Raw genomic sequence first — 19,964 nt, 5'->3', positions numbered from 1 at the left:
CACCCATGTGGATTGCTCAATCCGATTGATTCAGGCTCGGCCAACACTGACGAATGTATTCAGTTTACCTAATACCTACTGAAACACCGATGGAAACAAGATTAAGCTTTGATCATCTAGGGATTTAACGGCAACGCAGCTTCGCAAATCAAGCTGAGTTATTCGTTAATGGAGAATAGATTTCGCCAAATGCGGGAAAAAACTTAGCTACTCTAAAATATGAATTTGCTCAGATTTAAGCGCAACTGTGGTTTGCATTCCTTTGGTTAAGCCTAGCTTCTGCGCGAGATGAAGTGACACTTCCGTATTAAGTTGTAGCTCAGTCCCAGTGGCATAGCAGACCACACGCACCGACTCGCCCATCACCAGCAAGGAGTCGATGGTGACATCTAACTTATTAAAACTGCGGCATAAACGCCCATTGGTGATAGCGTTAAATCTGATACCTTGATTCGGGATCACCCAACGTACTTTACTGCCAACGCTACGGTCTTTGCCAAAATCACTGGCGATCAGCTGCTCACCAAACTTCAGCCAAGTGATGTCTTTAGTGCTGTCTTGAAACACCACTTCGCCATCGAAAATATTTCTTAAACCCATCTGCCGCGCAACGGCCTCGTTACGTGGACGCGATAACACCTCAAAGGGCGCACCCTGCTGTAACATCTGACCTTGGCTGATCAGAATCATCGAATCGGCCAGCAACAAGGCTTCATTTAAATCGTGGGTAACCATGATCACGGGGCAAAGCAACTGTTCTTTTAGGCGAGCAAGCTCAAGATATAAACGCTCGCGGGTTTCCCTATCCACCGCCGAAAATGGCTCATCAAGCAGTAGCACTGACGGTTCACGGGCAAGGGCGCGGGCAAGCGCAACCCGTTGGCGTTGACCGCCAGAGAGATGCATAGGCAACCTATCGGGCAACCCATGCAGATTGACTCGCTCTAACCAATCTTTTGCCCGCGCAACTCGCGCAGATTTAGGAATATGGTCAAGCCCTGCTACCACGTTTTCGAGCGCGGTAAGATTGGGAAATAAGCCAAAATGCTGTGGCATATAACCAATATGGCGCTGCTGCGGTGTCAGCGCGGTGCGGCTTTTATTGTCGAACCATGATGTATCACCAAACACGATACTGCCCATGTCGGGATGATTAAGCCCTGCGATCATCCGCAGTAACGTTGTCTTACCGCCACCCGAAGGCCCGACAACGGCCAGCACCTCACCCGCCTTACAGCTAAACTCGGCGCTCAGTTTAATATGCTTGTGATTTTGGATCTGGCAATGCAGATCAGCGATGATTTGCGCCACGCTGACCTCCTAAACGCCGTGACAAACTTGTGGTGAGCGCCAATGCGGTAATAGCAAATAACAGTAATACCAAAGACATAGTCCCTGCTGCACCAAAATCAAAGGCCTGCACGCTGTCATAAATGGAGATCGATATCGTCTTGGTTTCGCCAGCGATATTGCCGCCCATCATCAGCACCACGCCAAATTCACCCAGCACATGGGAGAAACACAGCACTATGGCGGTCAATACCCCCGGCCACACCATAGGCAGTTCAATTTTAAGTAGTATTTTAAGTTTACTCATACCGCAACAGGCCGCAGCATCGCGTACATCGTGGGGAACCGCTTCAAAGGCGCGCTGTATCGGTTGCAACGCAAAGGGAATATTGACCAGCACAGATGCCAGCACTAAACCAGAAAAATGAAACACTAACTGCTGCCCAGTCAGACGCTCTAACCACTGCCCTAACCAGCTTTGGCTGCCAAGTCCCACCAACAAGTAATAACCAATCACAGTCGGCGGCAAGACTAAGGGCACCATGATGAGCGCCTCAACCCATGACTTACCGACAAACTGGCGATAAGCCAAGGCGCGCCCAGCTAGAATCGATAGTGGGATCAGCACCAAGACTGTGATGCTACTAAGTTTGACCGATAACCAAAGCGCCTGCCAATCCATTGCTAACCTTACTGAGCAGGCAAACCAAAGCCGTATTGCACAAATACGGATTTGGCGGCATCAGATTGAAGATAGAGGTAAAAACGTTCGGCAGTAGCACCCGCTTTAGGCGTTAACGCCATACGCTGATAAAGTGGCCCATGCAGCTCTGCGGGCAAAGCAATGGATTGACCTAAGGCCTTAAATTGAGGAGCTAAAGCAAGGGATAACGGAATAATACCGCCTTGGGTAGAGCCACTCACGGCAAATTGCGCCGCTTGGGAGGCATTTTCACCTAGGATTAGCTTGGTTTGTAGACCATCCCACAAGCCTAGTTTTTGCAACAGTTCACGGGCGCGTTCGCCATAGGGCGCATGCTCAGGATTAGCAATTGCAAAGCGCTCCAACTTACCCGCTGCGAGTAGGGCTTTTACGCCGTTAAGTTCAGAATCTAAAGTTAAGGGTGATTTATTGGGTGCGACTAAGGCTAAACGCCCCACTGCGTATTGCACACCTTCATCGCGGGTAAAGCCCGCTTTTTGCAGCTCATGGATATAACGCTCATCGGCACTGAGCAACAGCTCAAATGGCGCACCATGTTGAATTTGCGCGACAAAATTACCCGATGACCCATAGGACACCCGCACCTTAAGCCCGGTTTCGGCACTGAAGTTTTTGACAATATCATCGAGGGCAAATTTAATATTCGCGGCGGCGGCAATTGCAGGCACAGTTTCGGCGCGGCTAACGGCAGGCATCAAGGCAACACTGAACGACAATGCTAGAGAAAATACTAGACTCCAGATTTTGCCTAACCCTGTCACACCGTGCATAAACTCACCTCTCTGTCTCGCCTGCTGCTAGCTCAGTCTTACGTTAGTCTTTGTGTTGCCACACTTGCGCCGCTTGCTCGTCGGCATCCTTGGCCTCGACCCAATTCTTGCCCTTGTTCCCAGCTTCTAATTTCCAGAAAGGGGCTTTGGTCTTCAAAAAGTCGATTAAGAATTCGCAGGCCGCAAAGGCCGCTTTGCGATGAGCGCTGGTGACACCGATAAACACAATTTGCTCACCTAGCGCCATAGTGCCGACACGGTGGATAACCGTAACGTTATTGATCGGCCAACGCTCGCGCGCCTCGGCAACGATTTGCTCAAGAACGCGCTCCGTCATACCAGGGTAGTGCTCTAAGGTCAGGTCGGTCACCACTGAGCCATCGTTAAAATCGCGCACTTTGCCCACAAAAGTCACAACCGCGCCATCGCTATTATCTTGGGCTAATTGGCGGTACTCATCGGCCACATTAAAATCAACGGTTTGCACCCGCACATTTGGCAGTAAGCGCATATTAACCTCCAGTCACTGGTGGGAAGAAGGCGACTTCATCACCATCGCTCACTTGGGTATCCCACTGGCTAATGGTTTGATTTACCGCTACCAACAATTTGTCCGAGGCTAACACTTTGGCCCATTTATCATCTTTAGCCGCTAAAGTTGCCCGTAATCCTTCCGCGGTTTGTGTCTGCTCGCTTGCTTCAACACTCAGTTGGGCTACCCCTAAAAGCTCACGAACCTGCGCAAAAAACAACACGTTAATCATATTCTTATCTCGCTTTGAGTTATTCAGCTTGAGTTATTCAGCTTTAAAGTGTCCCGACTTGCCGCCGCGTTTTTCGAGCAGGCGCACCTGCGAAATCACCATGTCTTTCTGCACGGCTTTGCACATATCGTAAATCGTCAGGGCCGCGACAGAGGCCGCCGTGAGCGCCTCCATTTCGACGCCAGTCTTGCCGGATAATTTACACAGGCTAGTGATGCGCACACGATTGTGCTCAGGCTGAGCCTCAAGCTCCACTTCCACCTTGGTGAGCATTAATGGATGGCAGAGAGGGATTAAATCCGAGGTCTTTTTCGCCGCTTGGATCCCCGCGATACGGGCAGTGGCAAACACATCACCTTTGTGATGACTACCGCTCATAATCATCTCAAGAGTCGTGCTTGCCATTTCGATAAAGGCTTCGGCACGGGCCTCACGCTCGGTCACGGCTTTTTCGGTCACATCGACCATGTGGGCATTGCCGTCGGCATTAATATGGGTAAATACATTGCTCATTGAAGCGATCCTTTAAACTGCTGCTAAATTCAAGCATATGGGAAATTGAGCGCAATCGCGAAATCTAACGCCATGAAAGATAACGCGATAAGCAGACTAAAACCTAAGTTAGATTAACCGCCAATCGAGGCCAAATGCTGCGTTACGCCCGTAATGCCCTGATGCAGATAATGGGTTTCTTTCTTCTGCGCCAGTTGACCGTGTAACCGCTCGATTAATTCCGCTTGCTGACTTGGGTGTTGCAGTAGATCACGCAAATCGATGCCGGATTCGGTAAACAGGCACAAATGTAACTTACCTTTAGCCGAGACCCGCAAGCGATTACAGCTGGCGCAAAAATTTGTGGCATAGGGCATGATCAAACCAATGCGGCCCTTAAAGTCATTGTGGCTGAAGTTTTGCGCGGGGCCATCGTCGGCACTGGGTATATCCAACTGCCAGCCCTCTGCTTGCAACTGCGCTTTGATATCGGCACCCGCCAAATGGTGGGCTTGGAAATACTCACGGCCCAACCCCGTTTCCATCAGCTCAATAAACCGCAGATCGATGGGCGTGTGCTTAATCCAATTCAAAAAGCGCGGTAAATCTTTATCGTTCATGCCCTTGAGCAATACTGCATTGACTTTTACGCGCTCAAAGCCCGCGGATAAGGCAGCATCAATACCGCGCATCACCTCGTCGAACTTGTTCTCGCCGGTGATCTGGTAAAACATCTTAGGGTCTAAGCTGTCTACAGATACGTTAATGCGGCGCAGGCCCGCATCAAACCACTCTTTGGCATGCTTCTCAAGCCTATATCCATTAGTGGTAGTGGCAACGGTATGAATACGCGGATTATCGGCAACGACTCGAATAATATCGGTAAAATCTTTACGCAGCGTAGGTTCGCCGCCAGTGATACGGATTTTTTGAGTGCCAACGAGGCTAAATGCGGACACGAGGTTTTCTATCTCACTGAGAGATAAAAACTGCTGTTTGCCATTGGGATGATAACCATCGGGGAGGCAATAGCTGCATTTGAAGTTACAAACGTCAGTGACTGACATCCGTAAGTAATGAAATTTACGACCAAAATTGTCTTGTAATTGAGACATGATCACCTTTCCAAGTGTGGGAGGCGAGAGCATTTCTTTACTCACCCCAGTGGCCTTATTGCCACGGCTACACCCCCATATCTGTTGACTTAGGTAGGCAAGCTCGGAGAACCGTCAGCTGTGATTATAAGCCGAAAGTATTGCCTAGCTATACCCCTAAACAGGTATTTCTTGATCAGGTTCAAGTGAGCGTGAACAATCTGTGACAGTGCTCACCCAAAGATTTGTCATTATTTAGGCTAAACATCCTGCCTAGCCACTGTGCCATGCGGTTATTTTGAGGTAAGGTTGACAGCATTAATAAAACGCCCGTTTACAAACAAACTACAACACCCGATAAAAATCGGGGATACGCGAAGGAAAAGGTGAACTGATGGAACGCGAATCAATGGAATTCGATGTTGTTATCGTCGGCGCGGGCCCTGCGGGCTTGGCGACTGCGTGTCGATTAATGCAGATATCACAGGATTCAGGTAAAGCAATTACCGTCTGCGTAGTAGAAAAAGGCTCCGAAGTGGGCGCGCATATTCTATCTGGCGCCGTATTCGAACCCAGAGTGTTAGATGAGCTATTCAGCGACTGGCGTGACAAAGGCGCCCCAGTGACCACAGCGGTGACCCACGATGAAATCTATCTACTCAGCTCACAGACCGATGGCAAACTTATGCCCAATGCGTTTGTGCCGAAAACCATGCACAACGAAGGCAATTATATTGTTAGCGTCGGCAACCTCTGCCGCTGGCTCGCAACCCGTGCTGAAGAACTCGGTGTAGAAATTTTCCCAGGCTTTGCCGCCAGCGAATTACTCTTCAATGAGGACAATAGCGTTAAAGGTATTTTGATTGGCGACATGGGCGTAGGCGCCGATGGCCAACCAAAAGACAGCTTTATGCCCGGCATGGAGCTTCATGCCAAATATACCGTATTCTCAGAAGGTTGCCGCGGTCATTTAGGCAAACAGCTGATCGCGAAATACCATTTAGATAATGGCAAAACGCCGCAGCACTACGGCCTAGGCTTTAAAGAAATTTGGAAAGTCCCCGCTGCACAACACGAGCAAGGTAAGGTTGTGCATACTGGTGGTTGGCCATTAACCGATGGCGCATCGGGTGGCGGCTTCCTCTATCATATGGAAGACAATCAAATTGCCGTGGGGTTAATTATCGACCTCAACTACAAGAACCCACACTTAAGCCCGTTCGATGAGTTCCAACGTTATAAAACTCACCCTGTTATCGCCAAATATTTAGCAGGCGGCGAGCGTCTGACCTATGGCGCACGCGCTATCACTAAAGGTGGCCTGAACTCACTGCCGAAGATGAGTTTCCCCGGCGGTCTGCTAATTGGCTGCGATGCAGGCACCTTAAACTTTGCCAAGATTAAAGGTACACATACAGCGATGAAGAGCGGTATTGTCGCGGCCGAAACCTTAGCAAAAGCCATGATGGCCGAGGTCGAAGGTGGTAAGGATCTCGACTGCTACCAAACCCATCTAGAAGAAAGCTGGCTGCATGAGGAGCTGTATAAGTCACGCAATTTTGGCCCAGCGATGCACAAATTTGGCACCTTCCTTGGTGGCGCATTTAACTACATAGATCAAAACTGGTTTGGCGGTAAGTTCCCGATCACTTTGCGTGATGAGCATCCTGACTACGCGCAAATGGCGCCGGTTAGCGCCTACAGCAAGATTGATTACCCCAAACCTGACGGCAAACTCAGCTTCGATAAACTCTCCTCAGTTTATCTGTCGAGTACCTATCATGAGGAAGATCAGCCCTGCCACCTGCGTCTCAAAGACAGCAGCATTCCACTTGGGATCAACCTGACGCAATTTAACGAACCCGCCCAGCGCTACTGCCCTGCTGGCGTGTACGAAATCGTTGAAGAAGCAGGCAAGCCCAAGTTTGTTATCAATGCACAAAACTGTATCCACTGCAAAACCTGCGATATTAAAGACCCAAGCCAAAATATCACTTGGGTTACCCCAGAGGGTGGCGGTGGTCCTAATTATCCGAATATGTAATTGATATCCATAAGGCGCTCACTGAGCGCCTTCTTTTTACTTGCCTTAACCTTATACTTTGGTAACAATTACGCCATAAATATTACAAGCTTCAAATCCGCAATTCATTTCCATCTATACTCTACATATAAAGATCTACCGTAAGAGCAACAGGTTAAGCCTAATAAATGTCTTGTAAGCAGTTTTATTCGGCAATCGACCTAAACCAAGGTTAACTTTTGCAGTTCTGATCAATACATGTTATTGGCAGCAAATCGTCGACCGATATTTCTAAACGTTTAACACAGGCATGTTGATATTTATGATATTGAATAACCTTACGATTAAGCAGAAAATCCTGCTGACAGTCACATTTGCGGTGCTCCTGTCTACCATACTTGTTGGCGTGATCAGCCAACGTAGCGCCAAAAACGTGGTACAACAGCGTATGCTGGGGTCGGAAATGCCCAGCCTAATGATGCAGATCCGTAATAAAATTGATCTGGATATTTCAAGCTTGATGAATGCTGCCGAACAACTCGCCAGCAGCCGTATGCTTTTGCAATGGCTTGAAAATGGTCGGCCGCAGGAACAAGAACCCCAAGTCGTTGCCCAATTAAAAGACATCACCCGCCAATACCATTTAGCCCAAGCCTCCTACGCCGATAGACAAACCGCGGCTTATTACACTCAAGACGGTTTTTTACGTGAACTCACCCCCGCGCAAGACGGTTGGTTTTTTAGTTATCGCGATAGCGGCCAAGAACGGATGCTCAACGTATTTACCGAAGCCAATGGCGAGATAAAACTCTTTATCAATTATCAGCAACCTAACGGTCGCGGCTTAGTCGGGCTTGCCAAATCCCTCGATGATATGGTGCAACTGCTCGACTCATTTAAAATTGAAGAAACAGGATTTGTCTACTTAGTCGATGCCAAAGGCGAGATCAAACTGCATCCAGCCCCCAGTCAAATCGGCAAAACTAGCCTAAAGAGTTTATATTCTGCGGCCAACATCGGTTCATTACTCAATCGTAGCGATTTCAATCTGATTGATACCGAAATCCAAGGTGAAAAAATCTTCGTTGCTAGCAGTTATATTCCATCGATGGATTGGTATTTGGTCGCTCAAGTGCCAGAAGCTGAAGTCTTTGCCCTACTCAGGGACGCAGTTTACCAAATCTTGATTTGGACCTTAATTATTGCCGCAGGCTTTATTATGCTCGCCATAGTTGTAGCAGGGTCGGTAAGCCGTCCTATTGCCCAAGTCGCAGCGATGTTCCGCGATATTGGTGAAGGCGAAGGAGATTTGCGTCAGCGCTTACCAGTAAATGGCAAAGATGAAATTGCACAGCTTGCCCAAGGATTTAATAGCTTTATTAGCAAAATCCAAGACTCAGTAATTGAAGTAGCGCAGACCAGCGAGCAACTCGGTCTCTCGGCGAAAGATGTGTCTAATCAAGCGCAGCAAACCCTTGAAGATAGTCATGAGCAAAAAGATCGCACCATGATGGTGGTGACCGCCATCAATGAAATGGGCGCAACCGTAAATGAAATCGCCAGCAATGCCGCCCAAGCTGCTGTCGCCGCGAAAGATGCTGATACAGAATCCAATAGTGGCCAAGTGGTGGTTACACGCGCACGCGATACCATCAATCAGCTCTCCCATGATGTTGAGCAAGTAGGCGAAGTGATTGAATCCCTAGCAACTCATACTAAATCTATCGGTGGGATTCTCGATGTGATCCGCGCCATTTCGGAGCAAACTAACCTACTCGCCCTTAACGCAGCCATTGAAGCCGCGCGAGCTGGTGAAGCAGGACGTGGTTTTGCGGTGGTAGCCGACGAAGTACGTAATCTGGCATCTCGCACCGCAGCATCGACCAATGAAGTGCAAGGCATGATCGATAAATTGCAGTCAGAGGCAAGTCGCGCAGTGAGTGCTATGGCGCAGAGCCGCGCACGCTCCCACGAAGGTGTGACTGCAGTTGATGAGGCTAGCCAGTCTTTGGTTGGCATTAGCGAGCGTATTGGCCTTATCAGTGATATGAATATTCAGGTGGCCGCTGCGACGGAAGAACAATCGACCGTTGTGGAAGATATCAACCGCAACGTGACCGAAATTAACGACATCACCCAACGCACCGCTAGCACGGCACAGGCAGCGGCGCAGGCCAGCTTAGCGCTAAATCAACTTGCTCACCGCTTAGATACTTTAGTGGCGAAGTTTAAGGTGTAAGCTCAAGAAGGGTTAAAAACAAAAACGCCTTAGCGGATTCTCCCTAAGGCGTTTTTATTGCAGAGCGTAAACACCGATTAGTTATCGGAAAGGAACTTAATCGTCAGCGGGTAACGATATACTTGCCCTTCACTCGCCTTAATCATCCCAAGAATGGTGCAAACCAAGTCAAGAATACCTAGGATGATCAAGAAGATAAAACCAATGCCCACCAAGGCTAACATTCCGCTGATAATCACGTAGATCAATAGGCTTAACTTAAAATTCAAACAACTGCGGCCGCATTGGTCGACAAAGGCCGACTCTTCACGCTTCATCAACCACATTATCAGTGGTCCAAGAATCGAGCCAAACGGCACTAAATAACCAATTAAACTAGAGGCATACACAAATAAGCCAAAATCTCTTTCACTCTTAGTCACTGACTCTATCATTACACTTTCCCTGCATTATCATCTTGAAAATAAAGCTTATTTTCCTTTTTACCCATACAAGCGCATTTGCCAATCTTCGACCTGCTGTGTGGCTAAACGCCGTTGCAGACTATTTACCCAGCTTTGCGCCAGCCCCTCACAGGATGCAAGTCTATCATAGGCCTTAGCATCGTATTCGGGTGAAAAGTACAACGCCATCGCCTCAGCAACGCTGATATCGGTTTTACGCTCTACTAATTCTATCCTATCACTTAACAGGATAATGCCTGGCGTTAACACCCTATAAAACCAACCACATAGCTGACTTTGCTGCATTGCAAGGGCAAACTCTCGATGGCCAAATTGCAGATTTAACTTAAAACAGGGTGAGCGAGGCTGAGTCACCTGCACTGTCACAGCACCAATTTGCAGAACATCCCCGATATTGACCTCTGATTCATTCAGGCCAACTGTGCTGATGTTTTCGCCCATGCTCGGCGCATCTTCAAGTTGGGTGATTAAATCCCAACGACGGTATTGGCCATAATGCTCACGGGGAAAATGGTGTAATACTCGATCAAGCCCGCCATGGTGCTTAGGATCGGCCTGTGCATCGCCTTCTACATGGTCGATATTCACCACTAACTGCTGCACCGATTTTTTACCATCAATGCCAGTTGATACGCCGCTAAGCTCTTGCAGGCTCGCCCCTAAATACAAACCCGATAATCTATTTACTAATAAGGTCGACATTGGTTACTCCCTTCATTGCCGCCACAGGGGCTAAATCACACGCCAAGTATACCCTCTTAAGATCGTTGCCTCACTGATTTAACACCACTTGATTACGGCCAGCCTCTTTCGCTTGGTACAAGGCTAAATCGGCACGTTTGATCAAATCTTCCGCAGGTTCGAGCTTCTGATATTCGGCGACACCAATACTGACTGTGATCGCAATATGTACACCATTGACCTTCAATTCTCGCTGGGAGATTGAATCGCGGAAATGTTCCGCCAACTCTGCCGCATGGCTTAAATCCATCTCTGGCAATAACACCAAAAACTCTTCTCCTCCCCAACGGCAAAGAATATCTTGCGGTTTTAACTGGCTACGCAGCAGGTTAGTGACCGTTTTTAGCACTAAATCACCGACACCATGACCATAACTATCATTCACTTTTTTAAAGTGGTCGATATCGACAAGGAGAACTGAAGTTGGAGTTTGCGATAACTTTGCTTTTTCTAAAGCCTGATGGAAATACTCTTCAAAGACTTGTCGATTAGCGGCTCCGGTGAGTTTATCGGTTGATGCCATAACCTCAAGTTTGCGCTGATAACGCCCTAAGGTCATGTTTGAAATAAACAAAATTCCTATGGTCACCACCAAGCTCAGAGCTAAGTTCCCCCAAAAGGTATTTAGCAGTTCTTGCTCCTGCGGCGCATCTTCTTGCTCAACAATTAAATACCACTTGAATTCAGGCACTAATCGACTGTTTAAATAAACCGTTTTACCGTTTCGCTGATAGCTAAATGCAGCACTTGGGCTAGTTAAAATGCGTGTAGATAGTTGCTCCAAACCAGTACTGGCTTGCAGTGAATTAGCGCCATCATATTCATCACCATGGAGAGTGACGTTGCCCTGTCTATCGGTGAAAAAAACTCGGCGGTTATAACGCTTTTGATAAAGTTCAATCAGCGCCTTTACCTTTTCAACTGCAAGGCCAACGCCAGTCACGCCCATAAACTTACCTTCAAAATCAAAAACTTTATAGTTTACAAATACGGTTGTTTTAGTGCGATCAGCGGTATCGGCATCAATATTGATTTCGTAATGTTCTGATTCTGGCAACGAACGAACACGAAAATACCAGGCATCATTAGGCTCAACATCTTGAATTTTTTTTAATACACCCGATGAGTGGTAATAATTGCGGCTCTGCTCGGAGATAAAAAAGCTGGTGACGGTATCGTACTTATCTTGGATTTCCTTGAGGTAACGGATTAGTTTTTCAGGCTCTTGCTCGTGATTTAGTGTCCAGTCTCGTACAAAGGTATCCTGCGCCATTAGTGAGGAAATAAAGATCGGACGTAGTAGATCTTGTTGAATTTCCGAATAAATATTATCGCTCGTTAAGGGAAGTGTATTGCTCTCAATTTGCTGACTCAAAGAATCATGGGCCACTTTATAGCTAATACCACTGGTCACTAAAAAGGCAACTAACAACAAAACCGAAAGTAGCCAAATAAATTTCTTTTTATCATTCCAAACGTGATTGCCCATTTCCAACTCCAACAGCAGTAGGCTTATTATTTTGTATTAACTTGGTGAGTTACCTAAATGTTAACGCAATCCTTCAGTAACCGCACAACATTTCCGCAATATGAATATTCTTCGATGAAATAACTTTATTCGAGGTAAAAAAATGCCCCGTTGGGGAAACGAGGCAAACATGCGAACCAACAAAATGGGAGAAAAGCACAAGTAAACGTTAAGGAACAAGAGCTATCTGTCACAGCACGTACTCTATCAATCCAAGATGACAGAAAAATGACTTCCAAATCGTTTAACGGTTGCTACCCATCGCCAGCACTATGCTTCTAAATACTGTTTTAAAGCCTCACCAGGAATCGAACTGTCCGTTGCGACGGCAAAAGCGGCCCAAACTGCACCTTCAGCCATCGCTTGAGTGATTGATTTGCCAGCACAGAGTGCATGAATAAGCCCAGCGGCATAGGCATCGCCAGCACCCGTGGTATCGACAACCTCAGCAGGCACCGCTGGCACATGCTGAACATCATCTTGGGTATAAACCTTCGCACCACGAACACCGTCAGTTACCACAAAATAACGTAATGATTCACCACCAATACTCACGCCGTAGTCCCAAGAGGCTGTATCACATCGGCCTTGCATATCACTCACCGAGGCAAGTAATACATGGCAAGGGCGCGGTCTATCATCCTTGGCAAGTTGCGCAATAACAAGGCAATGATCGAGCGCCGTTTTAGCCCAACTCACAGTCCCTTCCGCCGACGTATTAAAATACAACGCATCCCAATGCTGCCATTTAGGAGGAACTGATAACTCAAAAACAGGGCGCTGCGGGCGGATAATTGTGCGCTCACCGTCAGGTGTCATTACGAGTAGCATCTCACAGGTATTCCCTGCGCGGCGCTGCACTAAACGACAATCGAGCCCTTGGGTACTAGCCTCTGCAATGGCCCAATCCCCCATCTCATCTCGCCCCACTTGGCTGACTAATGCAACTCGATGACCAGCCCAAACAAGTCCAAGCCCAGTATTGGCACCACCGCCGCCGAGCCTTTGACCGCCATCTTGATAATGAAAGCGCCCACCGGTTTTTAAAGGTTTATCAAGAATTAACACACGGTCACAGTTAAGATTGGCCACCAGCAAAATATTTGCCATGACAGGACTCCATTGAAAGAGAATACCACACCCAATCAGGACAAGTTTTGGGCTAAAAGAGCCCTCAATCTAGACCAAAATGTGGGGTGGCACAATCTGAGAATCTAATACCTATATTCATCAAATGTCAGCTTAAACGTGCTTTTGTTGTAAGACCTTGACCATAATCAAATTCAGTAACACAACACATTCAGGCTAAACAATTAAAGACGATGTTCGATTAATATCATGATAAATAATATGAATAATTTTAAAAACTATAAGCTTTACTCATGAAAATATAACAATATCACCAAGATTCAATCGAGTCTTAAATTAGAAAAAGGTTAAACTTGGTGCCAAGGATAAAGACGAAAGGAATTCGTATGTTAATGGGCTGGCTACATCAGGATATGGATGGCGAAGAACAATTACGCCGTTATCGACAATGCGTAGAGGAATTTAATCTGCTGAACTTTCATGATGATTATGTAGCTAAAATCCAATACGAATATCGATTACTACAAATCTTGTTTGAAGAGCAGTCGATTCAACAAAGTGAGCCTGACTGCTCTGAAAAATAATACGAGAATTAGTCAACCGCCTTAAATGGCGAAAGTGATGCAAACTTGACCTCAAGTTGCCAATCCTGAATGACCATCTCCGACGGTTGCCAACTGTCATCAACCCATTCGTAAAGTAGGCCAGGATCTTCCTCAGCATTCACCAATAAACGACGGCCATCTTTTAAAACAATTGTATAATCAAGCCCCTGTGCATCCACACTGTCAATATCCCCCAAGACCTTGTGGTGAATGCTTGCAATTGCCCCTGTCGCCTTAACTGCTTCCGTTTTTTTCGCTCCGCTGTAAAATCTCAAAGCCTCATTGGTAGCGGGTTTATGAAATATAAACTCTTCAGTCACGCCCACAACGATCGACGGATCAAGCTCATACCAAGCGGGTATCCATAATGCGTTCATTGCCATCCCGTTATATCCTGCATAATAATTTTACGGACGTGAACATTCTGCCCTAACCTTGACCGATAAAATACTGGTCAGGAATAAATAATTTTTACTATAGAGCACACCTGTAAATCACAATGCCTTTATTGCACTCAGACAAAACTAAGCCAACAATCCCGCTCTTAACCAAAATGGCTTATCTCTAAACCACTGGGTACAAACCCATTTTTGCCCAGCTGTCACCTCACAGCCGCGGTGCAATGAAGAAGGAATGGGTTTGCCAGTTTGATCCGTATTATCGAACACCAAAATAGCGGCAGTCTCGGGTTTAACTTGAATATACGGTACTTTGAACTCCGTTTCTCCTCCTTCAAAATCATCATTAAGATATAAAATGGCCGTTCTGGACCTTTGGCCAAAACGCTCCAATTCAGCTTGAATTTCAGCCGTATATGCATGTATTGCATCATAATGCCATTGATAAAACTGGCCAGGTTCATACCGCAGTACAACGATGGGTTCTGCAAACGCCAACTTAATCCCTGCAAACTTTGCAATAACCCTTTCGACGCAAGCCATTGCAAGATTGTCATTAGGGATCGGTGTTGGGTAATGCATGTTATTGCGGATACCACTTTCGACGCTCCCCTTCCCCTGATGTCCATACACAGTAATAGGCCGCAAATGGGGCAATGAAAATAGCTTGATTTCGTCTAATAAGCTCACTGGAAGTTGGGAGTGGGACAACGTTGCCGATTGCAGTTGTTTCCCGACAGATGTTGGTCTGTGCTCAAAAAGACATAACGCAGAAAACACGCAGATCGCATCCTCATGATGAGGCGAGATGGTTTTTAACCAAGGAACAAAATGACAAAATGTCGCTTTAACTTCTTGCTCTTGCTGAATATCTTCCATCGTGACATAGGAACCCCAGAACGATTTTAAACTCACCAGCTCCTCTAGCTCCCACTCAGCACTAAAAAACAAAGCGATGGCCAGTTCTCTTTCAGAAACCATACTTCGCATGCAGTGAACCAACCAAAAACGCACAAAATCAGCCGACTCAGTTGCAAACTTGAGCACTAATGCCTCTGGTAAACGATTGAAATAACGCTCTTCTAATAATTGGAAAAATAACTTCTGCATATCAAGACCCATTCACAACACAACCCTATTATGCTCATTAAAACTGAATCATATCAGCGAAGAAACATTTTATTTACAAATAGCCATTTTGTCGTCTTTTGCATCAATCAATCTTGAGTACAAAAATACAATCCTAGTTTCATCTCAGGCTTGGTTTCTGTTAGCTTGAAAGCTCAGATAAATAACTGCCACATTTTGTTGGTAAAGTGATCCGATAACCAACCGTGACGTATTGAGCCTGACAACCCATGGCAACAACAATGGCACCCGCTTGCCCTATGGAGAAATCGAACATGCCTGTTTTGCAAACACTCAATCTAACGGGTGAGAATGAAATGCTAAAACGTCAAGCGCTTAAGCACTACTTCAACCAAACTTGGGCGCTCTATGAGTCTCTATTCGAGTTGATAAAACACGACCATGCCTATTATTTGAAAGCAGAGCCTTTACGCCATCCGCTTATTTTTTACTTTGGCCACACCGCAACCTTCTACATCAATAAGCTCAAACTAGGTAAATATCTTGAGGACAGAGTCAACGATCATTTTGAGTCGATGTTTGCCATTGGTGTTGACGAGATGTCTTGGGACGATCTCAATGAAACCCACTACCAATGGCCAACGGTCGCCGAGGTAAAAGACTATCGAGACAAGGTAAATCGCGTTGTTAACCAATTAATTGATACTATGCCTATCACCTTGCCTATCACTCAGGACAGTCCCGCTTGGGTCATTTTGATGGGAATTGAGCATGAACGCATCCATTTAGAAACCTCATCGGTCATTATCCGTCAGTTGCCTTTAGAAGAAGTATCCCCCAGTGCGCACTGGCCGGAGTGCCAAGACTATGGAACGATAGACGCTAACCAGCTGATTGCTGTGGCGGGCAAAAAAATCACTTTAGGTAAAAAAGAGCAAGATCAGACCTACGGCTGGGACAACGAGTACGGCAATAAGAGCTTTAAAGTGGCAGACTTTAAAGCCTCAAAATATTTAGTGAGTAATCAAGAATATTTGAGCTTTGTTGAAGCCGGAGGCTATCAATCTCCCGAGTTTTGGAATGAAGAAGGCCGGGCATGGCTGGCTTACACTCAAGCCCAGATGCCACGTTTTTGGCGCCATTATGACGGTAAATGGTGGCAACGAAATCTTACCAGCGAAATTCCACTTCCCCTTAATTGGCCAGTTGAAGTCAATCAACTCGAAGCTAAAGCGTTTTGTTATTGGAAAGCGCGCCAGACTCAAAGCAACATCCGCCTACTGACAGAGGCCGAATGGTATATTCTGCGAGAAAAAATTCCAACCGATGCCCCCGACTGGCAAGAAGTACCGGGGAATATCTCGCTGGCTTATTACGCTTCTTCTTGTCCGGTGAATCGCTTTAAACATAATGAATTTTACGACATTGTCGGTAATGTCTGGCAATGGACCGAAACCGCTATCGATGGTTTTAATGGCTTTGCAGTGCATCCACTCTACGATGATTTTTCAACGCCAACTTTCGATGGTAAACATAACCTAATTAAAGGGGGCTCTTGGATCTCGACGGGCAATGAAGCCATTGCAGCCTCTCGCTACGCGTTTCGCCGTCACTTCTACCAACATGCCGGATTTCGTTATGTAGAGTCCCTGCAAAACCCAGAGCAAATGGCCGAGGTTAATGTGTACGAAACCGATGAACTGATTTCTCAATATTTAGAATTCCATTATGGCGCTCAATACTTTGGCGTCCCTAATTTCTGCGTTAATGGCGTTCAACAGGCGTTAAACGAAATCCAACTTGAGCATACCGCTAAGGCGTTAGACATCGGCTGTTCGGTGGGACGCGCTAGCTTTGAGTTAGCCAAAGTATTCGATCATGTTGACGGTATCGATTTTTCGGCACGTTTTATTCAACAAGCCTACGCGCTGACTGAACAAGGTGAAAAACGCTACACCATTCGCACCGAGGGAGATTTGCAAGAATTTAAGAGTGCCAGCCTAACTAAGCTGGGCTACCAAGAAGAAGCGAAAAAAGTCAGTTTTATGCAAGGCGATGCCTGCAATCTTAAGCCCATCTATACAGGTTACGACTTAGTTTATGCATCAAACCTTATCGACAGATTGAACGATCCTAAACATTTCCTCACCAGTATTGGCCAACGCATTAACCAAGGTGGCTACCTAGTGATTGCATCGCCTTATACTTGGCTTGAGGATTACACACCAAAAGAAAAATGGCTCGGAGGCATTAAAGTAAAAGGGGAAAACTTCACCACTTTAGATGGGTTGACGGAAACCTTGATCGGCCAATTTGAGCTAGTCGCGGTAAAGGAAATCCCCTTTGTTATCCGGGAAACTAAACGCAAGTTCCAACACTCCCTCTCAGAAATGACGATCTGGCGTAAACGATAACCGAGAACATTTAAGAAAAAATCCGCCAGAGAATCCTTTCTGGCGGATGCATAACAGACAGCTCAGTAACAATCGCAGCCCCAATGGCAAGAACACTGCATCTGCTTGGTATTGGTTTCCTATACCTTAAACTGCGCCGTTGTTAAACCAAGTTGATTAGCTAACCCTAACAAACTACGTGTACTGGCGGCCACTTGGCTTATCGCCGCACTATTTTCCTCTGCTGCAGCACTTAATCCCGCAATCCCCTGCGCTATGGTTGCCGATACAGTAGTTTGCTCCTCTGCCGCCGTAGCCGTTTGGATCATTAATGACCTCAGTGTCTCAAGCCGCTTAGCAATATCATCCACTGCCGCTTGCATACCTTCGGCATCCTCTGCAGTTTTTGACGCCTCGGATGAGCAAGTCACACTGTGCTGAGCCAGAACTCCCGATTGATGTTGTATCCCCTGCAATACCTTACCGATATCCTGAGTCGCCTCTTGCACTTTCACGGCAAGTTGCCGTACTTCATCGGCGACAACAGCAAACCCTCGTCCATGCTCACCTGCACGGGCTGCTTCAATCGCCGCATTGAGAGATAAGAGATTGGTCTGTTCAGCAATAGCATTTATCACCTCAAGTACACTGCCTATTTTCTGGCTATCAGCTTCGAGATGACCGACTTGCTGATGAATGGCAGCAAAACTCTCTAAAGTCACCTTTAAACTGTGGCGCGTACTGACCAAATTTTGCGAAAGAATGTGACTCGAATGGGTACATGCAGAAACCTCATCGGAGGATTTCGAGGTATTAGTACTAATCTCGGCCGCGGCATAACTCATCTCCTCCACCGCGGTAGCTAACATATCGGTTTCTTTCGCCTGCTGCTGAATACTACAATCCGCCTGATACATTGCCGCTGAGTTTTGTTCCGCTGCTGACTCCAATTCATGACCCATACCTATTAATTGGCCAATAATTTCTTTTAATTTAGTCTGCATCCTCGCTAACCAACTCATCAGATGGTTATCCGACTGGGTGTGCAACAAACTATGGGTTAAGTCGCCAGAGGCAATAAGACTGGTTAAATGACACATATCTTCGGGCTCCCCTCCTAAGGGTTTAAGCACGAAGCTGGTCACCAATTTGGCTGCGGCAATCGCCAGCACAATGGATAAAGCACAAACTAGCAGGCCAATCAACATCATATGGTAGGCAGGAGCGGCTATTTCACTCACATCTATTTCTGCCATCAACCCCCATTTAAGCCCCATCTCAACAACAGGCGAGTAGGCTGAAAGCACTAAATTATTATTATAATCATAAACCTGCATAACACCTTGATTACCTGCTAAGGCTGCTTTCACCGCAAGCGTATCAACTCCATTGTTAGCGATTGTTCCCGCAAAAGAAGCGACAACGGTACGATTGACGGGGTCTAAAAATGAGTCCGAACGCATACGATTATCGGGACCAATCAAATAAGTCTCCCCCGTCTGGCCCATGCCTTCGCGGATCTGCATCACCCTATTAATTCGATCAATAGAAACTTGTGCCGCCACCACAATGTGCCGTCCATTGACCTGCATCGCTTGTCCAATAAAGGCCGCCGCTTGCCCATTTGATGGCGCATAGGCTGAAAAGTCCTGCAAAAAAACTGTGCCGGATGAAGTCAGTGTCTTCTCAAATAATTGCGCTAATCCTGAGGAACGATAGGGACCAGTGCGTAAATTCGTTCCATAATCAGGTTCCTTAGCCACAGTGTAAAAAACTGTGCCATCATCGGAAATAATGAACAGATCATAAAAACCAAGCAGCTTATTCAGGGATTTTAGTGTTGGTTCGAGCTCACTTAAGGTGTCCAAATTCTTTTGATTTGCGATCACCGAACCAACTGACTGCAAGTTATCGGAAAAGTCTTGAAACATGCTGTTGATCTGTCGCTGCTTAATTTCACGAACAGCCACCAAACGTGACTGAGCCTCTGCAAATAACTCATTTTTTGCAAGATAGGTCACTATCGCTGTTGATAGGATGAGAGGTAAGAGAACGATCAATAAGCTAATCAGTTGAATTTTGCGCGTAAATCCCATGGGAACACTCCTTGTCGAACTCAACATTCCATTGCTATAGGAATTAAATGACTAACGTTTAAAACTATAGGTGAAGAATGAATGCTCGACAAAGCTAGGTCACTTATTTTATTAAGCACCTTGTCAACAAACGTAGTAATAACCTGAAATAATTAATAAAATTTA

At 46.4% G+C, this 19,964-nt stretch carries 18 protein-coding genes and 1 riboswitch; of the genes, 4 read left to right on the top strand and 14 right to left on the bottom strand.

The window, feature by feature from the left end:
* Positions 1 to 207 precede the first annotated feature (207 nt).
* The 7 genes from H9J30_RS12495 to moaA form a co-directional block, all read right to left on the bottom strand.
* Complete coding sequence (locus tag H9J30_RS12495) at positions 208 to 1,311, bottom strand: ABC transporter ATP-binding protein (RefSeq protein WP_240131302.1); 1,104 nt, start codon at positions 1,309 to 1,311, stop codon at positions 208 to 210.
* Positions 1,292 to 1,972: a molybdate ABC transporter permease subunit gene (gene modB, locus H9J30_RS12490; RefSeq protein ID WP_240131301.1), complete on the bottom strand. Its 681-nt coding sequence runs from the start codon at positions 1,970 to 1,972 to the stop codon at positions 1,292 to 1,294. The genes H9J30_RS12495 and modB overlap by 20 nt, the downstream gene beginning before the upstream one ends.
* An 8-nt stretch (positions 1,973 to 1,980) precedes the next feature.
* Positions 1,981 to 2,784: a molybdate ABC transporter substrate-binding protein gene (gene modA, locus H9J30_RS12485; protein ID WP_240131300.1), complete on the bottom strand. Its 804-nt coding sequence runs from the start codon at positions 2,782 to 2,784 to the stop codon at positions 1,981 to 1,983.
* A 43-nt stretch (positions 2,785 to 2,827) separates the two neighbouring features.
* Complete coding sequence (moaE, locus tag H9J30_RS12480; RefSeq protein ID WP_240131299.1) at positions 2,828 to 3,295, bottom strand: molybdopterin synthase catalytic subunit MoaE; 468 nt, start codon at positions 3,293 to 3,295, stop codon at positions 2,828 to 2,830.
* Between the two features lies 1 nt (position 3,296).
* Entirely contained in the window at positions 3,297 to 3,548 is a 252-nt protein-coding gene (moaD, locus tag H9J30_RS12475) for a molybdopterin synthase sulfur carrier subunit (protein ID WP_240131298.1), read from the bottom strand.
* A gap of 33 nt (positions 3,549 to 3,581) precedes the next feature.
* A complete protein-coding gene (gene moaC, locus H9J30_RS12470) occupies positions 3,582 to 4,016 on the bottom strand; it encodes a cyclic pyranopterin monophosphate synthase MoaC (RefSeq protein WP_372841800.1) in 435 nt (144 codons plus the stop codon).
* A 158-nt stretch (positions 4,017 to 4,174) separates the two neighbouring features.
* A complete protein-coding gene (moaA, locus tag H9J30_RS12465) occupies positions 4,175 to 5,155 on the bottom strand; it encodes a GTP 3',8-cyclase MoaA (RefSeq protein WP_240131297.1) in 981 nt (326 codons plus the stop codon).
* Positions 5,143 to 5,276, bottom strand: a riboswitch (molybdenum cofactor riboswitch). Its footprint overlaps the gene before it by 13 nt.
* 252 nt (positions 5,277 to 5,528) lie before the next feature.
* On the opposite strand from moaA, the gene H9J30_RS12460 reads away from it, so the two are divergent.
* Together H9J30_RS12460 and H9J30_RS12455 are read left to right on the top strand one after the other, a co-directional pair.
* Positions 5,529 to 7,178, top strand: a complete 1,650-nt coding sequence (locus H9J30_RS12460; protein WP_240131296.1) for an electron transfer flavoprotein-ubiquinone oxidoreductase — start codon at positions 5,529 to 5,531, stop codon at positions 7,176 to 7,178.
* Positions 7,179 to 7,479: 301 nt separating this feature from the next.
* On the top strand, positions 7,480 to 9,396 hold the full coding sequence (locus tag H9J30_RS12455; RefSeq protein WP_240131295.1) for a methyl-accepting chemotaxis protein: 1,917 nt from the start codon (positions 7,480 to 7,482) through the stop codon (positions 9,394 to 9,396).
* A 77-nt stretch (positions 9,397 to 9,473) separates the two neighbouring features.
* On the opposite strand, the gene H9J30_RS12450 is transcribed toward H9J30_RS12455, so the two are convergent.
* From H9J30_RS12450 to H9J30_RS12435, 4 genes are all read right to left on the bottom strand, one after another.
* Complete coding sequence (locus H9J30_RS12450) at positions 9,474 to 9,830, bottom strand: DUF4870 domain-containing protein (RefSeq protein WP_240131294.1); 357 nt, start codon at positions 9,828 to 9,830, stop codon at positions 9,474 to 9,476.
* Positions 9,831 to 9,878: 48 nt separating this feature from the next.
* Positions 9,879 to 10,562, bottom strand: coding sequence for an MOSC domain-containing protein (locus tag H9J30_RS12445; protein WP_240131293.1), 684 nt, complete (start codon positions 10,560 to 10,562; stop codon positions 9,879 to 9,881).
* Positions 10,563 to 10,632: 70 nt separating this feature from the next.
* Entirely contained in the window at positions 10,633 to 12,090 is a 1,458-nt protein-coding gene (locus H9J30_RS12440) for a sensor domain-containing diguanylate cyclase (RefSeq protein WP_240131292.1), read from the bottom strand.
* A gap of 309 nt (positions 12,091 to 12,399) precedes the next feature.
* Positions 12,400 to 13,239 (bottom strand): PfkB family carbohydrate kinase, encoded by an 840-nt coding sequence (locus H9J30_RS12435; protein ID WP_240131291.1) that lies wholly within the window; start codon positions 13,237 to 13,239, stop codon positions 12,400 to 12,402.
* A gap of 371 nt (positions 13,240 to 13,610) precedes the next feature.
* Between H9J30_RS12435 and H9J30_RS12430 the strand changes: the two genes are divergently transcribed.
* Positions 13,611 to 13,802 carry a hypothetical protein gene (locus tag H9J30_RS12430; RefSeq protein ID WP_240131290.1) on the top strand — a complete coding sequence of 64 codons (192 nt, stop codon included), beginning with the start codon at positions 13,611 to 13,613 and terminating at the stop codon, positions 13,800 to 13,802.
* An 8-nt stretch (positions 13,803 to 13,810) separates the two neighbouring features.
* On the opposite strand, the gene H9J30_RS12425 is transcribed toward H9J30_RS12430, so the two are convergent.
* Positions 13,811 to 14,206, bottom strand: coding sequence for a hypothetical protein (locus tag H9J30_RS12425; protein ID WP_240131289.1), 396 nt, complete (start codon positions 14,204 to 14,206; stop codon positions 13,811 to 13,813).
* 141 nt (positions 14,207 to 14,347) lie between these two features.
* A complete protein-coding gene (locus H9J30_RS12420) occupies positions 14,348 to 15,331 on the bottom strand; it encodes a prolyl hydroxylase family protein (RefSeq protein ID WP_240131288.1) in 984 nt (327 codons plus the stop codon).
* Positions 15,332 to 15,624: 293 nt separating this feature from the next.
* On the opposite strand from H9J30_RS12420, the gene ovoA reads away from it, so the two are divergent.
* The gene (gene ovoA, locus H9J30_RS12415; RefSeq protein ID WP_240131287.1) at positions 15,625 to 17,724 is read left to right on the top strand and encodes a 5-histidylcysteine sulfoxide synthase; all 2,100 of its coding nucleotides are present in this window, start codon (positions 15,625 to 15,627) and stop codon (positions 17,722 to 17,724) included.
* A gap of 119 nt (positions 17,725 to 17,843) precedes the next feature.
* Here ovoA and H9J30_RS12410 read toward each other — a convergent pair whose 3' ends face one another.
* Positions 17,844 to 19,799, bottom strand: coding sequence for a methyl-accepting chemotaxis protein (locus H9J30_RS12410; RefSeq protein WP_240131286.1), 1,956 nt, complete (start codon positions 19,797 to 19,799; stop codon positions 17,844 to 17,846).
* Positions 19,800 to 19,964: the final 165 nt, after the last annotated feature.

This window comes from Shewanella cutis, assembly GCF_022410515.1.
In the GTDB taxonomy this organism is placed as follows: Bacteria; Pseudomonadota; Gammaproteobacteria; order Enterobacterales; family Shewanellaceae; genus Shewanella; species Shewanella cutis.
Note: the sequence above shows the minus strand (reverse complement) of the source record. Positions and strands in the feature narration are given on the sequence as shown.